This window comes from Burkholderia sp. AU31652, assembly GCF_002223155.1.
Taxonomy (GTDB): Bacteria; Pseudomonadota; Gammaproteobacteria; order Burkholderiales; family Burkholderiaceae; genus Burkholderia.
Map to the genome: position 1 here is coordinate 640,695 of NZ_NKFG01000007.1, position 16,849 is coordinate 657,543.

The window sequence follows — 16,849 nt, forward strand, 5'->3', positions numbered from 1 at the left end:
GGCGCGGCGGGTCGCGCCCGGCGCGCCGCGCGTCAACGGACCGCGTGGCCCGCGACGTCCGGTGCCGCGAAGTGTTCGGCGATGCAGTGGCGCAGCCGCGGCCCGAACACGGCGGCGATGTCGTCGGCCGAGTACGGCGCGATGGCGTCGTCGATGCCGAGCGAGCGATCCACCTCCTGCTGGAGCCGCGTGAAGATCCGCTGCGCGGCGCGCTCGTCGTGCAGGTACGTATTGAGCGCGTCCGCCGTCGCCCGCGCCGCCGCCGCGTCGAGCCCGTGCGCCGCGAACGCGTCGGCCGACCATGCGTCAGCGTCGCGCGGCGCATCGCGCATGGCGTCGATCTCCGCCAGCAGCGCCGGCCCGTGCGCGCCGAGCGTGGCCACGCACATCCGGTCCGCCGCGGCGACGAGCTGGTTCAGCCCGGCCGTCATCTGGCCCAGCACCGTCCCCGCCGGCCATTGCCGCGCACGCGCGATCTCGGCCTCGTCGCCCTGCAGCAGCATCGTCAGATCCTCGCGGGCGATTTCGTGCGCGAGCGGGCTCGTGTGTTCGGTGGACCAGTCCTCGAAGCGCGCCAGCGCGTCGCGGAACGCGTGTGTGCGCGCCTGCCCGGGCACCGCGTCGAGCGCGACGATCAGCGCGCGCAACTGCTGCGCCGCACGCACCGCGAACAGGTATTTTTCGGCTTCGAGCTTCAGGAACGCCGCCGCGTAGCGGTAGAAGCCGGGCTCGGCCGCGCTCGCTTCGGCGCCCGCCAGCGGCGCCGGCTCGATCATCGCGCGATAGGCCTGCTCGACCATCGTCTGCGGCCCCGCGCACACCGAGTTGCGGCCGACGAGCAGGCCCGCCGCCTCGGCGACCAGGTAATACGCGTCGCTGGCGAGGCACGGCGCGGCCGGATCGCCGCCCGACGCCATCCGCTTGATCAGCGAGATATGCACGATCCGGTGCATGCCGAGCGAGATCCGGTAGATGATCGACGGCACGACGGGAATGGCATCCGGGTCGGCCGGCTGCTCGCGCCGGCGGATCAGGTACGCGGGCAGCAGCTGGCACAGCTTGCTGATGAACCACAGGTCGAGCATCGACACCGCGCCGTCGTGGCCGCGCAGGCGGCAATACCCGTCGCGCAGCGTCGAGATGGTCGGCAGCACCAGATGCCAGTGGTTCGCGAACTGCCGCAGCGACGAGATGTTCATCGGCAGCGCGTGATGGAACCGGCTGCCCTCGTACTCGCAGCGCGCGGCTTCGATCTCGATGCCGTCGCGCGCGTCGGCCGGCGCGATCTCCTCGCCGAGCGGGCGAAAGAAGCTGTCGCGATACGCGACCATCGAGCCCAGCATCGAGCGCCAGTAGAACTCCGGTTTGTCGAGCGCGCGCGGCCCGTGATAGCCGGTCGCGTACAGCGCGTCGATGACGGTGAAATCAAACTCGTTCTGCATCATGGCTTCCTGAAGAGACACGGCCGCCGGCACGGCGGCCCGATAGAACGAACGGCGTGGCGCCGGCGCGTCAGCGCGGCATCGACATCGGCTTGTCGGCCGTGCCGGCCGCGCGGCCCCACCGGCGCGCGAGCGCCTGCCACAGGCTCGCGAGCTCGACCCGGCAGAAGGTCCGCACGGCGCGGGGCGACCACCACCAGTAATTCACGTTGATCGAATCGCTCAGCGATTCCACGTAGTGCCACCAGCCGGGCGGCAGGTACAGCACCTCGCCCGCCTCCAGCACGAAGTCGTGGCGCGGCGCCGACTGCACGCGCGGAAACCGCACCGGGTCCGGATCGCTCATGTCCACCGGGCTGAAGATCACCGGCAGGTCGCGGCGCTGCCGGTAATACACGTTGGCCGACTGCCCGGGCGCGAACAGCACCCAGCGCTTGCGGCCGTACACCTGCACGTTCAGGTTCTCGTGCCGGTCGAAATGCATCGGCGACGAGATCCCCGCGGGGCCGAGCCAGAAGCCCGGCCGCAACACCAGCCTGCGCCGCAGCCAGTGCGGCATCCAGCCGGGAAAGCCGTGCTGCTCGTGCAGCGGCGCGATGTCGTCCTTCAACGCCGGCGCCGTCGAATAGATCGCCGCGTAGGTGATGTACGCCGTACGGGCGCTGCCCTGCGCCTGCATCGCCCGGATCGTTGCGCCCAGGCGTGCGGTCTCGTAGCGGCGCGCGCCCAGGTACAGGTCCGGCTGCGTCGGCGTCGGCGACAGCTGCGAGGTCTCCACCGTGATCTCGTGCTCGCCGTAGCGCTCGACGAAGAAATCCGGCGTCCAGCGCGTGCGCGCGGGCCACGCTTCGATGAAGCCTTCCAGCACGGCCGGATGCTTCAGTCCGGCCAGAACGTCGCGCATGCTGCGGCTGCCGTCATAGCGAATCCGCGGCATCGGCACAATCTTGCTGCCAGTCATCGTGGGGCTCCTGTCGACGGGAAGAAAATCAGGACACCTGCCAGTCGCCGTGGTGACGCAGCACGTCGCCGGGCAGCCAGCGAATCACGCGGGTGGCGCCGCCGAGTGCGCCGATGCGCGCGTCGATCTGGTCGAGCGTTTCGGCTTCCGCGGGCTCGCCGTTGATCCAGCCGATGTCGCCGATCTCGGTGGCGATGCCGCAGAACCCGTTCGCATACGGCGCGAACGCGCGCGCGCCGGCGCGTGCGCAGAGCTCGCCGATGCCGTCCGGGCCGAGCGTGATGGACGGGCCGTCGCCCGCCTCCGCGATGCGCGGCAGGCGTTGCAGCTCGGTCATCGGCAGCACCATCCAGAACGTGAACAGGCCCTGCCAGAACGGCGCCTTGCGCAGTTCGCGGCAGCAGCTCAGGACCAGGTCGGGCCGGCCGCGACGGGCGACCGACTGGTCGATCACGTCCATCACCGAGCCCTTTGCATCCTCGCCGCTGTCGACGAGCAGGATCACCGAGAACTGCGGCGTCGTGACCCGGTAGCAATTGCCCCAGTTGCGCACGTCGTGCGGCGGCACGGCCGCGCCGATGGTCGGCTGCTCGCCGTAGAACGGCAGGATGTCGATCTCGATGTCGCCGATCCGCACCGTCTCGCCCCAGCCGGGCGCGAGCACCGTCTGCCCGACGTCACGCAGCGACTGCTGCATGTCGTCCTGCGCCAGCAGCGATGCGACCGGGATGCGCGGCACGATGACGGGCACCGATCCGTCGCCGCCGTGCCGCAGGATCGTCGGGACATGCCAGTGGTCGAGATGGCCATGCGTGACGAGCATGCCGTCGATCCGCTGGCCCAGGTTGGACGGCGCGCGATCGAGATCGGGCAGGCCGACGTTGCCGCCGATCGCGAGGCTGATCGGGTCGGTCAACAGGCGGGTGGTGTCGGAGGCGATCAGCAGCGACGCGTGTTCGAGCCGCTGGATGCCCGGGCCGTCGAACGCCGGCCACGCCAGCGCCGCGTCGTCCGTGGGCCGTTCGCAGCCGAGCAGGCGGGGATCCGCGTACAGCGCGGACAGCGGCTGCCAGTGGTTGCGCTGCAGCGCGTCGCGCAGCGCGTTCGCGAGTCGCGGCACGTCGCCGGCGGCAGTGTCGAGCACGATCGGCTCGCCGTGCCGCGGCGCGAGCGCGAGCGTCCAGCGGTCGCGCTGCTGATGCAGATCGTAGAGCAGCGCGCGGCTCGCGATACAGCCGCCGGCCGCCACCGAATCCGGATCGAACAGCTCCTCCAGGAACGGATAGCGCGCAATCGCGTCGCGCAACAGCGCGGCGCAGGCGGCCGGCTCGAATTTCGCTGCCATGAATTGCTGCATGAGCGCGTCCTGCTGCTCGATCAGCCGGCCCAGGTCATGCGCGCGCGAAGCCAGAATGCCTGTATTGAGGAAGACCCCCAGGCGATCATCGACAGACATGGTGTGTTTACCCTCGGATTCTCTCGGCGAAACGCTGCATGCGCCCGCGCGCCCCGTCACCGGGCCGCGAGAGGCCGCATCGTTCCTTTATCTTTTATTGCGCCGTGCGTGGCGCGACGCGTCGACCGTCAGGCCGACAGCGCGACCCGGACGCTCAATGGCCGCATGTCGGTCCAGTTGGCGTTGATCCATTCGAGACAGGCGTCCCGGGTTCCCGACGGGCCCGCCGCCCGCCAGCCGTCCGGCACGCGCTTGTCGTCCGGCCAGATCGCGTATTGTTCCTCGTGATTGACGACCACCTTGAAAATGGTGTCGTGGTTCGGCATTTCGGCTTCCATGTCTCTCTCGTTTCAATAATCGATCAAGCGTGTCACACGCATAACATGATTCGATATTTCTATAAAAACAGCACGCCCAGCCATGCCGGGTAACGATGCAAGCACTTTGAAATCGAAGCGAGCAGACTTTACCATAAGCCATCCGAAAACAATTACATTTCTATTGAATAAAAACAAAGCAAATCATAAGCGGCGCCGGCCAATAATCCCGGCCATTGTTTATAAATATGTGAATCGATGACAAACAATCTGTCCTTTCGATTAAATCGATAATCGGCTTAATTGTTTGAATATTTTGTATGGTTCGTTTTTAAAGCGGAGTCCCGACGCATGGCCTTGCTACCCAGTACCCTCACCATCCCGCGCGAGCGCCCGACGGCTCGGCACCGGCTGCTGGTGTTCCATCACGCGTGCGGCGCGGCGGCCAATTACTACCGGTGGGCGGCGTCCTTCCCGGACGATATCGAGGTCTGGCTGATCGAGCTGCCCGGTCGCGGCAAAAGCCTGGGCACGCGCGCGATCGATACGTTGTCCGAACTGATCGACTTCCTGCGGGCGCTCCGGCCGCTGCTGCCGCGCGACTACGCGGTGTTCGGCCACAGCATGGGGGCGCTGATCGCGTACTGTTTCGCGCGCGACATGGCGCAACTGGGGCATCCGCCCGTCTGGCTCGGTGCGTCCGGCACCGATGCGCCGTTCTACCCGCATCGCCACGCGCCGCTTGATGGCGCGCCGGTGCACCGGCGCAACGACGCGGACATCGTCGACTATGTCGTGTCGCTCGGCGGCACGCCGCGCGAGGTAGCCGAGCACGACGCGCTGCGGGCGATGCTGCTGAAGCTGGCCAAGGCGGATTTCCGCGTGATCGAGGCGTGCTTCCCGCTGCCGTCCGCAACGGCGCTGCCCTGCCCCGTCACGGTCTTCTCGGGCCGCGACGATACGTTGCTGAGCCCCGCCGGGCAGCGTGACTGGTTGCGCGCATCACGGCACACGGTCACCTTTCGCGCGTTCGACGGCGGGCACTTCTATCTGTTGGAAAACCCGGCCGCCGTTCAGCACGCGATCGGCGAGGCGCTGGCCGATGCGGTGCGATGCGACACCGCCGAGGCGTCGGCCGGCCCGTGCCGCTGACGTCGACGCGTGCGGTGATGCCGTCAGTCGCGACGCATGCGTCACGCGGCGCCGTCGCGCCCCTTCGGGAACACGCCGTGGCTCATCGCGTCGAGCTGCCGGCCGATCTCCGCGCGCAATTCGGCGGAGATCTCGAGGCTGTCGAGCAGTTTCGAAATCCACAGCCCGTCGGCGGCGAGCCGGCAGATCATCAGCGTCGCGGCCTGCTCGAGCGGCACGGGGTCCGGCCGCGTCCATTCCCGCATCGGCACCGACCAGCGCGCGCGCGTGTCCTGATCGGTAATCATCGACGCGACCAGCACGCGCAGCACGTCGGTGCTCGCGACCGAATGCGACTCGTCGAGCACCGCGTGCATGTAGGCCCGCGCCACCGCGCCGGCGCCTTCGGCATCCGCCGCCACCCGCGCGGCCATCTGCGCGGCGAACCGCTCGGTCGCCTGGCCGAACAGCGCATCCAGCAGCCCCTGCTTGTTCGCGAAGTGATACTGCAGCGCGCCTTTCGTCACGCCGGCCCGCTCGGCCACCGCATCGAGCGTCAACGCGGCCACGCCGTGATGTGTCGCGATTTCCGATGCAGCCGCCAGCAACTGCGCACGCACCTGATCCGGCGCTTTTTTCCGACGCACGCCGGCGGTGGGGACAGCCGGCGCCGGGGCTGCTTCAGGCGCCCGCGCGCCGGCCGTTCCGGCCGGTTCGACGGGCGCGGACGCATCGTGCGGCGCGGGTTCGAGGTGTTTTTTCATGGTGCGGATGGTAGCACCCGGCGTCTCGATATAAACATTCCGGCCGGATGGTATGATCCGCCGCATGACTACACCGACCTCCTCCCCCTGGTCCGCGCTCGACACCGCCATCGCCCGTGGACGCGACGCCCTGGTGCGTCTCCAGCAGCCTGACGGCAGCTGGTGTTTCGAACTCGAATCCGACGCGACGATCACCGCGGAATACATCCTGATGATGCATTTCATGGACAAGATCGACGACGTGCGCCAGGAGAAGATGGCGCGCTACCTGCGCGCGAACCAGCGGCTCGACACGCATGGCGGCTGGGCGCTGTACGTCGACGGCGATCCGGACGTGTCGTGCAGCGTGAAGGCGTACTTCGCGCTGAAGGCAGCCGGCGACAGCGAACATGCGCCGCACATGGTCCGCGCGCGCGACGCGATCCTCAAGCTCGGCGGCGCGGCCCGCGCGAACGTGTTCACGCGCATCCTGCTCGCGACGTTCGGCCAGGTGCCGTGGCGCGCGACGCCGTTCATGCCGATCGAATTCGTGCTGTTCCCGAAGTGGGTGCCGATCTCGATGTACAAGGTCGCGTACTGGGCGCGCACGACGATGGTGCCGCTGCTGGTGCTGTGCTCGCTGAAGGCGCGCGCGCGCAATCCGCGCAACGTCTCGATCCGCGAGCTGTTCGTCACGCCGCCGGACGAGGAACGCCGGTACTTCCCGCCCGCGCGCGGCATGCGCAGGCTGTTCCTCGCGCTCGACCGCACGGTGCGCCACGTCGAGCCGCTGATCCCGAAGGGCCTGCGGCAGCGCGCGATCCGCCATGCCGAGGCGTGGTGCGCGGAGCGCATGAACGGCGAGGACGGGCTCGGCGGCATTTTCCCGCCGATCGTGTATGCCAACCAGATGATGCAGGTGCTCGGCTACCCGGACGACCATCCGCTGCGGCGCGATTGCGACAACGCGCTGGAGAAGCTGCTGGTCACGCGGCCGGACGGCAGCATGTATTGCCAGCCGTGCCTGTCGCCGGTGTGGGACACCGCGTGGAGCACGATGGCGCTCGAGCAGGCGCGCGGCGTGGCGGTGGCGGAAGACGGCGAGCCGGGCGACGCACGGCGCGCGCTCGACGAGCGCATCGCACGCGCGTACGACTGGCTGGCCGAACGCCAGGTGAACGACCTGCGCGGTGACTGGATCGAGAACGCGCCGGCCGAAGTCCAGCCGGGCGGATGGGCGTTCCAGTACGCGAACCCGTACTACCCCGACATCGACGATACGGCGGTCGTCACCGCGATGCTCGATCGCCGCGGCCGCACGCATGCCAACGCGGACGGCACGAACCCGTATGCGCCGCGCGTCGCGCGCGCGCTCGACTGGATGCGCGGGCTGCAGTCGCGCAACGGCGGCTTCGCGGCATTCGACGCCGACTGCGACCGCATGTACCTGAACGCGATCCCGTTCGCCGACCACGGCGCGCTGCTCGATCCGCCGACCGAGGACGTGTCGGGCCGCGTGCTGCTGTGCTTCGGGGTGACGAAACGGTCGGACGAACGCGAGTCGGTCGCGCGCTGCATCGACTACGTGAAGCGCACGCAGCAACCCGACGGCAGCTGGTGGGGCCGCTGGGGCACGAACTACATCTACGGGACGTGGAGCGTGCTGGCCGGCCTCGCGCTCGCCGGCGAGGACAAGTCGCAGCCGTATATCGCACGCGCGATCGAATGGCTGCGCTCACGGCAGCATGCGGACGGCGGCTGGGGCGAGACGAACGACAGCTACATCGACCCGAAGCTGGGCGGCACCAATGGCGGCGAGAGCACGTCGAACTTCACCGCGTGGGCGCTGCTCGCGCAGATGGCATTCGGCGATTTCGAATCCGATTCGGTGAAGCGCGGCATCGCGTATCTGCTGTCGGTCCAGCAGGAAGACGGCTTCTGGTGGCACCGCTCGCACAATGCGCCGGGCTTTCCGCGCATCTTCTACCTGAAGTATCACGGCTATACCGCGTATTTCCCGCTGTGGGCGCTCGCGCGCTATCGGCGGCTGGCGGGCGCGGCGGCCGCGCGGGCGTCGGCTGCGCACGGTGCGACGGCGGTCAAGGCAGCGGCCACGGTGCTCGCTTGAGCGGTAACGTGACGGCGCAAGGCCGTCACACGAAGCCCTCTTCGACCAGCGTGCAGCCGTGCGCCGTGATCTCGTGCCGCTGGCCCGAGCCGCCGACCACGCGGCTCCAGCTCTTCGACACGAGCATGGCCGCGGCGCCGTCGGCGTGCAGCGCATAGCCGAACCCGCCATACATGCCCGGCACGCCGAACCATACGCTGTCGGCCTGCGCGTCGAGTTCCAGCAGCAGTTCGAGTTCGGGCAGGCGCAGCGCGTCGACGCGCAGGTGTGCGATGCGGCCGAGTATCATCTCGTGGAAGTGGCGCTGGATGTCGCGCAGCGTTTCGTCGGGCACGAAGCGTCGCGGCTGCGGCGTCAGCAGATCGATCAGATGCCGATGCCCGCGCTGCGCGGCGATATCGACCGGGCGCGCGCCGTCTGCATCGCGCAGCATGCGCCACGCACCGAGCTGCAACAGTTCGACGACGACCTCCTGCGGCGCGCCGCCGTAGGCAGCCTGATGCAGCGGGGTAAAAAGCGACTTCCCGCCAAGCCGTGTCGCGTTGACGAGCTTGTGCTCTTTTGCAATGCAGTCGAGCATCGTCGCCCAGTCGCCGTTGCGCGCCGCATCGGCCAGCGCGTGCCGGCTCGCGACCTGCGCGTCGTCGAGCACATCCGCGCCCGTGATTCCATCCCATGTGATGCCCAACCGTTTTCTCCTTTCGCCTCTCGCGCATCCGGCCGGCGCGTCGTCCGCTCATCATAAGCGTTCGTCACGGCCGTGCGTCGCGACACGAGTCGCGGCGCCGGCAACCGCCAAACCCGCCCGCAAGTATGGAATCATGCGAACGCGCCGTCGGCGCGTTCATTTCACAACGACTCAGCACAACGACTCAGGAGGCCAGCCGTGCTCGACATTACCGCCATCACCGATGCCCTCACCCCGAACGGCGAACCCGTGCAATACCGCGTCGCGCCCGAGAAACTGCTGGCGGGCGACCCGCTGCAGACGCTCACGCCCGGCTTCACGAGCCCGTGCGGCCGCTTCTCGACCGGCATCTGGGAAAGCACGCCGGGCTGCTGGCGGGTCGCGTATACCGAAGCGGAATACTGCGAGATCCTGGCAGGCACGTCGGTGATCACCGACGAGGAAGGCAACGCGAAAACCCTCCGCGCCGGCCATCGCTTCGTCATTCCGCCGGGCTTTCGCGGCACGTGGGAAGTCGTCGAGCCCACGCGGAAGATCTTCGTCGCGTACGAAGCGCAGCCGACGGAATGAGCCGCACCGGCCCCGGCGTCGGAAACGTTACCGCCAGCCGTCGAGCGCGCCGAGGATCCCGTACGCGACCTTCACGCGATCCTCGTTCGGATAGCTGCGGTTCGCGAGCATCACGATCGCGATCCGCTTCGACGGGACGAACGCGACATAGGTACTGAAGCCGTTGGTCGAGCCCGTCTTGTTGATCCACGTGTCCGCGCTCGGCGCGAGCGGCGGCTTGATCGCGGCGGCCGGTAGCCCGTCACGCAGCATCTTCATCGAGTTGCCTTCGAGCAGCGTCGGCAGCGCGACCGGATACGGATACTGTTCCCAGATCAGGTCCTGCGTCAGCGGCCCCGAGCGGAAATAGCCGGTGTGCGTGCGTTCGAGCGCGCGCTGCAGGCGCGGCGCGGTTTCGATCAGCCCCATGTTCGCCTGCACGAAGCGCAGCAGGTCGGCCGCCGTGGTCCGCACGCCGTAGGCCGGCTGCCACAGCATGCCGCCCGTCATCCGGATCGGCTTGCCGTCCTGCGTATAGCCCTGCGCATAGTCGGCCTGGCGCGCATCGGGCACGTTGATGTACGTGTGCGTCATGCCGAGCGCGGGAAAGAGCAGCTGCTCCATCAGCACCGCGAAATCCTTGTGCATCGCCTTCGCGGTGAGCCACCCGAGCATGCCGACCGACACGTTCGAATACGTACGGTACGTACCCGGCGCGTGCGCGGGCCGCCACGCGCCGAGATAGCGGATCAGGCCCGCGTCGTCGCGGATGCTGTCCGGCACCTGCACGGGCATGCCGCCGGACGTGTGCGTGCCGAGATCGCGCAGCGTCACGACACCGAACGGCTTGCCCTGCAGCGCGGGCAGGTACTTGCCCACCGGGTCGGCCAGCGACAGTTCGCCGCCCTCCTGCGCATCGGCCGCGAGGGTCGCGGTCAGCGTCTTGCTGACGGAGCCGATTTCGAACAGCGTATCGCCGGTGACGGGCTTGCCCGATTGCGTCGACATCACGCCGTAGTCGAACACGTAGGGCTTGCCGTCGGCGATGATGCCGATCGCCATGCCGGGAATCGCGTACTGCTTCATCAACGGCGCGATGTGGCGGGTGACGGTGTCGTGGAGCGCGTCCTGGGTGACGGCGGCCGCGCGGCCGGCCGTGGCGGTGGCGCACGCGGCGACGAGCAGGGTCGCGGCGAAGCGTGTCGCGTTGAATCGCATGGTGGCGGTTCCTTTGAGTTCTGATGGTTGCGTGGACAACGGTCCGGCCACGCCGTGCGGAAATCGCAGTGGCCGGCCTGCCGAAGCAGGACTATCCCCTGTCGATCCGCCGCCAACAATCGACGATATGTTGCGCGAGACGAAAGAAAATCTTTTGGCGCCGTCCCCTGCCGAACGGCGGGGGATTCCTATGCCTGGCGATGCACGTCCGCATCGGAGCATGTTCGACGCAGCGTTGGTATCTCGATCATGCGAGACACCGCATTCACTTCAGGCCCACGCTCTTGTTCGCAGCCCGGCGAACCTTTTCGGCCGCGTCGCGCCGTCCTTCGACCCGTACGCCGAACAGGGCTGGGTAGAAGAACCGCCTTCGTCGAACGGATGAAATCGGTACAGCGATGGATAACGCGGCCGCCGGCGGGCCGCGCGACCATCACCCCGGCAGCCGCCCGAGAAACGCGAGCATCGCCGCGTTGAACCGCTCGGGCCGCTGCAGCGGCGCGAAATGGCTCACGCCGGGCAGGGTCGTCAGCGTCGCGCCCGGAATCGTGCGCGCCAGGTACGCCGCGTGCTCGGGCCGGATGAATTCGTCGTGCTCGCCCAGCACGATCGTCACCGGAACGGCAATCGCCGCGAGATCCTGCGCGCGGTAATCCGGTTGCGTGCGCATCATTTCGCTGACCGCCGCGACGAAGGCGTCGAACTGGTCCGGCGTCGCGGACAGTGCTGCGTAGTCCTTGCGGTGCCGCGCGAAGCAGCGGTCGAGCAGCGGGCTCGGCACGATCTCCTTCGTCCCGCTCGGGTCCATGTTGCACGCGAAGAAGAACACGCCGGCCGCCCGTTCCGGCGCGCGATCGGCCAGCACGAGCGCGATGCACGCGCCGTCGCTCCAGCCGACGAAGCGCGCACGGTCGACGTGCAGCGCGTCGAGGACCGCCAGCACGTCCGAGGCCATGCGTTCGTAGGAATAGGGTTCGTCGTCGCGCGTGCTGCGGCCGTGGCCGCGGCTGTCGATCACGATCGCGCGGTAGCCGGCCGCGAGCAGCGCCGGCACCTGGTTGCCCCAGTTGCCGCTGTGGCCGAGGCCGCCGTGCAGCAGCACGACCGCCGGGCCATGGCCGAACGACGCGTGCCAGATGCGCGCGCCGTCGTGTTCCAGCCATCCTTGCTCATCGGCCGCCGGCAGCGGCGTGCCGCCTTGCGACTCGAAGCGGGCGAGGTCGTCGTCGTTGAATTCCGCATTCATCGTTCAGCCGTCCTGTCGAGGGAGACGTGCTCGCGATTGTAATGCGTGCGGTCGACACGGCCGCGACCGGTCAGGCCTGCGTCGACACCAGCCCGCCCGCCTGCGAGCCGCCCGATTTCTGGATCGCCGCCGCGAGTTGCGAGATCGCAGTCGAAAGCGCCCCCGAGATCGCGCTGGCTTGCGCGCTCAGCGACTGCTGTTCGATCGCCGCGGCCGGGTCGTCCTTCGCGCGCTGGCTCGCGCTCGCGATCTGCTGCTCCAGTGCCGCGAGCTGCTTCTGCAGCCGCTCGATCAGCGCCTTCAACTGGCTGACCGCCGGGTCGTCCGACGACGCGCCCGATGCGCCGAGCGTTTCGCCGGTGGCGCCGGTCGACTCCTTCGTGCCGGGGGTGGCGGTCGTACTCGTCGCACCCGAGGTACTCGTCGCGCCATCGGTGGACGTCGTCGCCGCAGCGCCGGACGAAGCGTTCGCGTTCAGGTTGCCGTCCGCCAGCGGCGAGCGTGTGGTCGTGGAGAAATCGATCTGCATCGTGTCGGTCCGTATGTCGGTAAGCGAATCGTGACTGGGATGAAACTGCCTTCCAGAATGTTTACGGCATTCGTCACACGAAACTTGAGTATCGGGGACGGACTGATTTAGCCGAAGATCGACCGGTTTAGCCACGAAAGGGCCAGATTGACGGCCCGGCGGCGCTGGTAAAATCGCGGCTTCGCCAGCGGGATGCGCGCGCCGATCGCCTCCGGGCACGTGCACGCAACGCCGCCGGCTTCGACTCCCGCCCTTCCGGGCGCGGCACGCGCCACGTGTCGGCGCCGCGGTCACGGCTGCGCGGGTCGCCTTTTTCGTGCGCCGGTGTGCCCCGCTCGCCCTGTCGAGCAGCGAGCGCCATGCGGCGCGCACGCACTTCATCACGTATTCGAGGAACCCACGATGGCCCGCATCGGCGCCTTCTGCATCACGACGTGGCTTGCCGCCGCGATTCTCTACTTCGGCCAGCACTCCGTCGCGATGATCGTATTGAGCGGTGTCGTCGTATTCGGCGGCTTCGATCTGCTGCGCCCGTAGACACGCCTGGCGACGCCACCGCGCACGGCCGCGATGGCCGATGCGATTGTGATAGCCTCTCCGGCACCATCCGTCAGATGCGCGCGCCGCTGGCGAGAACAGGAGAACGGGAATTGAATCACAACCTGAATCGCCACCCGGCGGCCCTTGCCTGCAAAGTGTGTGCTGCCCACGCGCCCATCTGCGGCCTGGTCGATTTTTCGCGCTGCGGCGCCGACTTCATTGCCGGTAAAAAGGTCGACCCGTATGCGGGGGTGCCGGTCTACTACCATGCGTGCGAGCAATGCGGCTTCACGTGGGCCCCGATGTTCGACAGCTGGACCCACGACGATTTCGCGCAGCATGTCTATAACGCCGACTACCCGCGCCACGACCCCGAGTATCTCGAGATCCGTCCGCAACAGCATGCCGACCTGATCTGCACCAGCTTTCCGGAAATGCGGGAAGGCCGGGTGCTCGATTTCGGCTCGGGGCTGGGCTTGCTGGAACGGAAGCTGGCATCGCGCGGCTTCACGGACGTGACGTCGTACGATCCGTTCTCGCACCCGGTTCCGCCCGAAGGCAGCTTCGATACGATCCTGTCATTCGAGGTGTTCGAGCATCATCAGGCGCCGGTCGACCTCTTCGACCAGATCATGCGCCATCGGAAGCCCGACGGCGCGCTGCTATTCCAGACGTCGCTGATCACCCGGGACATCCTCGATCAAGGCATCGATCAGTGGTGGTACTGCGTGCCGCGCAACGGGCACATCTCGTTTCACACCGCCCAGTCCCTGACGCTGCTTGCCCAACGCCACGGGCTCGAATATGGCGCATTCGGCCCGTCGCTGCACGTCGTCTTCGATCGCGCGGCGACACCGCGCTGGCTCGACAAATTCCTCAAGCAGTAGCGGCCTGGCGGCTATCCGGCAGGCCACGAACACCGCGCGCATTCACGCGGCGCGTCACCGGAGCGCTCCCGCTTGGCGCGCCCTCACGCAGCACCCACCTCCGTCAGCAGGCCGCGAACGTCGGCACCGCCGGCGCGACCGCCAGCGCGCGCTCGTTGAACACGACCGGCACGCCGCCGAGCCCCAGCCGGCAGTTCGGGCGATCGAGCCGCCACCCGTCGACGCGCAGCGCGACGCGCGACACCGGCGCGCCACCCGCATGCGGCAGGTCGATCGTGATCTGCCGCTTCCCGCCGGGTATCAGGTTCAGGTAGTTGTCGCTGTAGAACGCCGGCAGCACACGCGCGCCGGTCGACGGATCGAATACCTGCACGTGCGTCATCAGCGCGACGGCGGCGCCGAGGTTCGCGACGTCGACCGTGATGCGCGTCGTCACGTCGTCGGCCTCGGCCGACGATGCGTGGACGGATACGGCCGCACCCGGCATCGTGTCGAGCGACGTGTATGCGTCGTCGCCCCCGTCGCGCTGCCGCCAGTAGACGTTCTCGGCCAGCGCATTGCCGCCCGCATCGGTCAGCGCGAGCGCGACGATGCATACGTCCGATTTCGCGGCGGCCAGCGCCGACGCGAGGTTCGCCACCACGCGATACGACGCCTTCGCGACGCCGCCGACATCCGCGCTCGTCCGGCTGCTCAGCGTGCCATCGAGGTTGTACACGCGCATCTCGACGCGGCCGGTGACGGCCGCCGCCGTGTGATTCGCGATCGTCACGTCGGCCGTGCTCGCATCGAGAATCGCATTGACGCGACGGCACCCGTGCCGCACCGCGAAGAACGACGCGTGCGCCTCGAGATCGTGGCTGTACATCTGCCACACGAAGCTCGGCTGCGCGGGGTTCGTCATCCACATGATCACGCCGGTGGCCGGCGACGTGATCTTCCCGGCCACCGGGCCGATCATCACGGCCGCGTTCGCCTCGTAGATCGAGCGGATGCATTCGTAGTTCATCATCTGCGCCTTGCGCACGAAATCCGCGAGATTCCGGATCGCGCCGTAGCGCAGCGCCGTCATCGCGATGTAGCCGGCGCCGCCCTGCTTGCCGACCGCCGGGTAGTACGCGCCGTTGCCGTTCATGTCGCGATCGGCCCAGAAGTCGTCGGGGCATTCGTACGAGGCCGGCGGCAGCATCGCTTCGACGCATTCGAGCGTCGGGATCGAATGCGAGCCGACTTCGTTGTGAAACGCGACCGACGTCGTGCCGTAGCCGCGGCTGAACGCGGCCTGCGGCGACGCCCAGTTGTACGGGCCGCCTGACGAATAGCCGTTCACCGCGCCGGCGCCCGTATCGCCGGTCGAACTCGTGAGGCACAGGCGCTGCGGGTCCAGCTCGGCGACGAGCGCGTCGAGCCCCTTGACGAGTGCCGGCGGCGGCGCACCTTCGTTGCCGCCGCACCAGAGCAGGATCGACGGCCGATGACGGTGGCGTGCGATCACGTCGCGGATATTGTCGAGATCGCGCGGCACGTTGGCCGGGCCCGACCCGTCTCCTTCGGTCGAGAAGAAGAAATCCTGCCAGACGAGGATCCCGTAGCGGTCGCATGCGTCGAAGAAGTCGTCGCTCGTGCTCTGCCCGTTCCAGTTGCGGATCAGGTTGAGGTTCGCGTCGCGATGGAGCCGCACCTGGTGGAACAGCCGCGCGCGCGGAATGCGCTTCAGCGCTTCGTCGAGCCCCCAGTTGCCGCCCATCACGAGAATCGGCAGGCCGTTGACCGTGATGCTCAACTGCTTGCCCATGCCGATGTCGCGCGCATAGTCGATGCGACGCAGGCCGATGTTCAGCGTGCGCTCGTCCGACAGCAGGCGCCCGACCTTGACGCCGACCGTCACCGCATGAAGAGTCGGTTCGCCGTACCCGTTCGGCCACCACAGGCGCGGTTGCTTGATCGACAACGCCGCGATCTCCGACGACGTGAGCGACACCTTCGTCGTCGTGCCCGACGCGGGAATCGCGATGTCGTGGCTGAACGGCGCGCCGTTGCCGATCGTGCCGACGAGCGTCGCGACGAGATCGGCGCCCGAGCCATTGTCCAGTTCGAGATCGAGCCGCAGCTCGGCGCGCGACAGGTCGGCGGACAGCGTGTGCGCGACGTGGATCGCCGCGATGCGCACCGCGCCGGTCGTGAACCAGGTCACCGGCTGCCAGATGCCGAGCGCGCGATCGGGAATCGTCGGCAGCCAGTCCCAGCCCGCCGAGCAGAAGAACGTCGGCCCGTTCTTCAGCGTGACGCCGGTCGGGCCGCCGTTGCGCCCGCCACGCGTGACGCCGCTCTGGTAGCTCGGCAGCAGCGGCCCTTCGGAGAAATCCAGCTTGACCACGCGCACCGCGAGATTGGCCGCGCCACCCGCCTGCGGCACGAGCCGCGAGATGTCGAACGCGCCCTGCTTGAACGCGCCTTCCAGCCGGCCGACGAGCGCGCCGTTCAGCCAGACCTCGGCGCAGTAGTTGACGCCGCCGAAACGCAGCCACAGCCGCTGCCCCGGCTGCCGCGCCGGCGCCGCGAAGGTCGTCCGGTACCAGTAGTCGGTGTCCTTCAGCGTATCGGGAATGGTGTCGGTGACGATGCGGCCGTAGAACGGATCGGGATACTTGCCGTTGACGATCATGCTGTTCAGCACGGTGCCGGGCACCGTTGCCGGCGCCATGCCCGCCACGCCAGCGGCGCCAGCGGCGCCAGCGGCGCCCGACAGTTGCGCCCCGCCGGCGCCCGGCAGGCTGCTCGCCGATGCGAACGTCCAGTTCGTGGCGAGTTCCTGCGTGGCCAGCAGGCTGCGCGCCGGGTCGTTCGGCACGCCCGGCACGGTCGGTGTGACCGTCGCGGGACCGTCGGCGCCCGGCGTGCCGGCCGTGCCCGCTGCCGGATCGATATCGCCGTTGCAGCCGGCGAGCCAGCTCGTACCGGCGAGTGCTGCGCTGTAAGACAGGAATTTCCGGCGCGATGTCGATCGCATGGTG

At 68.3% G+C, this 16,849-nt stretch carries 15 protein-coding genes and 1 pseudogene; 5 read left to right on the top strand and 11 right to left on the bottom strand.

Going from position 1 to position 16,849, the window contains the following annotated elements; all coding sequences use genetic code 11:
- Positions 1-32 precede the first annotated feature (32 nt).
- The 4 genes from CFB40_RS34610 to CFB40_RS34625 all read right to left on the bottom strand — a co-directional run bounded on the left by CFB40_RS34610 (position 33) and on the right by CFB40_RS34625 (position 4,197).
- The gene (locus tag CFB40_RS34610; RefSeq protein WP_089434036.1) at positions 33-1,442 is read right to left on the bottom strand and encodes a hypothetical protein; all 1,410 of its coding nucleotides are present in this window, start codon (positions 1,440-1,442) and stop codon (positions 33-35) included.
- A 70-nt stretch (positions 1,443-1,512) separates the two neighbouring features.
- Positions 1,513-2,403 (bottom strand): cupin-like domain-containing protein, encoded by an 891-nt coding sequence (locus CFB40_RS34615; protein WP_089433871.1) that lies wholly within the window; start codon positions 2,401-2,403, stop codon positions 1,513-1,515.
- A 28-nt stretch (positions 2,404-2,431) separates the two neighbouring features.
- Positions 2,432-3,859, bottom strand: coding sequence for an MBL fold metallo-hydrolase (locus tag CFB40_RS34620; protein WP_089429907.1), 1,428 nt, complete (start codon positions 3,857-3,859; stop codon positions 2,432-2,434).
- A gap of 128 nt (positions 3,860-3,987) precedes the next feature.
- Complete coding sequence (locus CFB40_RS34625; protein ID WP_089429908.1) at positions 3,988-4,197, bottom strand: MbtH family protein; 210 nt, start codon at positions 4,195-4,197, stop codon at positions 3,988-3,990.
- Positions 4,198-4,527: 330 nt separating this feature from the next.
- On the opposite strand from CFB40_RS34625, the gene CFB40_RS34630 reads away from it, so the two are divergent.
- Positions 4,528-5,328 (top strand): thioesterase II family protein, encoded by an 801-nt coding sequence (locus CFB40_RS34630; protein ID WP_089429909.1) that lies wholly within the window; start codon positions 4,528-4,530, stop codon positions 5,326-5,328.
- A gap of 41 nt (positions 5,329-5,369) precedes the next feature.
- Here CFB40_RS34630 and CFB40_RS34635 read toward each other — a convergent pair whose 3' ends face one another.
- Entirely contained in the window at positions 5,370-6,071 is a 702-nt protein-coding gene (locus CFB40_RS34635) for a TetR/AcrR family transcriptional regulator (RefSeq protein WP_089433872.1), read from the bottom strand.
- 52 nt (positions 6,072-6,123) lie between these two features.
- Between CFB40_RS34635 and shc the strand changes: the two genes are divergently transcribed.
- On the top strand, positions 6,124-8,178 hold the full coding sequence (gene shc, locus CFB40_RS34640; RefSeq protein WP_089433873.1) for a squalene--hopene cyclase: 2,055 nt from the start codon (positions 6,124-6,126) through the stop codon (positions 8,176-8,178).
- A 25-nt stretch (positions 8,179-8,203) separates the two neighbouring features.
- On the opposite strand, the gene CFB40_RS34645 is transcribed toward shc, so the two are convergent.
- Positions 8,204-8,866, bottom strand: coding sequence for an ankyrin repeat domain-containing protein (locus CFB40_RS34645; protein ID WP_089433874.1), 663 nt, complete (start codon positions 8,864-8,866; stop codon positions 8,204-8,206).
- A 198-nt stretch (positions 8,867-9,064) separates the two neighbouring features.
- On the opposite strand from CFB40_RS34645, the gene CFB40_RS34650 reads away from it, so the two are divergent.
- Positions 9,065-9,436, top strand: coding sequence for a cupin domain-containing protein (locus CFB40_RS34650; protein ID WP_256976966.1), 372 nt, complete (start codon positions 9,065-9,067; stop codon positions 9,434-9,436).
- 27 nt (positions 9,437-9,463) lie between these two features.
- Here CFB40_RS34650 and ampC read toward each other — a convergent pair whose 3' ends face one another.
- The 4 genes and pseudogenes from ampC to CFB40_RS34670 all read right to left on the bottom strand — a co-directional run bounded on the left by ampC (position 9,464) and on the right by CFB40_RS34670 (position 12,408).
- Positions 9,464-10,633, bottom strand: a complete 1,170-nt coding sequence (ampC, locus tag CFB40_RS34655; protein ID WP_089434038.1) for a class C beta-lactamase — start codon at positions 10,631-10,633, stop codon at positions 9,464-9,466.
- Between the two features lie 183 nt (positions 10,634-10,816).
- Positions 10,817-11,014, bottom strand: a pseudogene (locus CFB40_RS39340) (zinc ribbon domain-containing protein); the annotation flags it as partial.
- Between the two features lie 52 nt (positions 11,015-11,066).
- Positions 11,067-11,879 carry an alpha/beta fold hydrolase gene (locus CFB40_RS34665; RefSeq protein WP_089433875.1) on the bottom strand — a complete coding sequence of 271 codons (813 nt, stop codon included), beginning with the start codon at positions 11,877-11,879 and terminating at the stop codon, positions 11,067-11,069.
- 70 nt (positions 11,880-11,949) lie between these two features.
- The gene (locus CFB40_RS34670; RefSeq protein WP_089429914.1) at positions 11,950-12,408 is read right to left on the bottom strand and encodes a hypothetical protein; all 459 of its coding nucleotides are present in this window, start codon (positions 12,406-12,408) and stop codon (positions 11,950-11,952) included.
- Between the two features lie 402 nt (positions 12,409-12,810).
- Here CFB40_RS34670 and CFB40_RS39345 point away from each other — a divergent pair, with 402 nt between their 5' ends.
- Entirely contained in the window at positions 12,811-12,945 is a 135-nt protein-coding gene (locus CFB40_RS39345; RefSeq protein ID WP_006767081.1) for a hypothetical protein, read from the top strand.
- Positions 12,946-13,022: 77 nt separating this feature from the next.
- A complete protein-coding gene (locus CFB40_RS34680; protein ID WP_256976967.1) occupies positions 13,023-13,835 on the top strand; it encodes a class I SAM-dependent methyltransferase in 813 nt (270 codons plus the stop codon).
- 103 nt (positions 13,836-13,938) lie between these two features.
- Here the strand turns inward: CFB40_RS34680 and CFB40_RS34685 are convergent, their stop codons facing one another.
- Complete coding sequence (locus tag CFB40_RS34685) at positions 13,939-16,845, bottom strand: glycoside hydrolase family 2 protein (RefSeq protein ID WP_089433877.1); 2,907 nt, start codon at positions 16,843-16,845, stop codon at positions 13,939-13,941.
- Positions 16,846-16,849 lie beyond the last annotated feature (4 nt).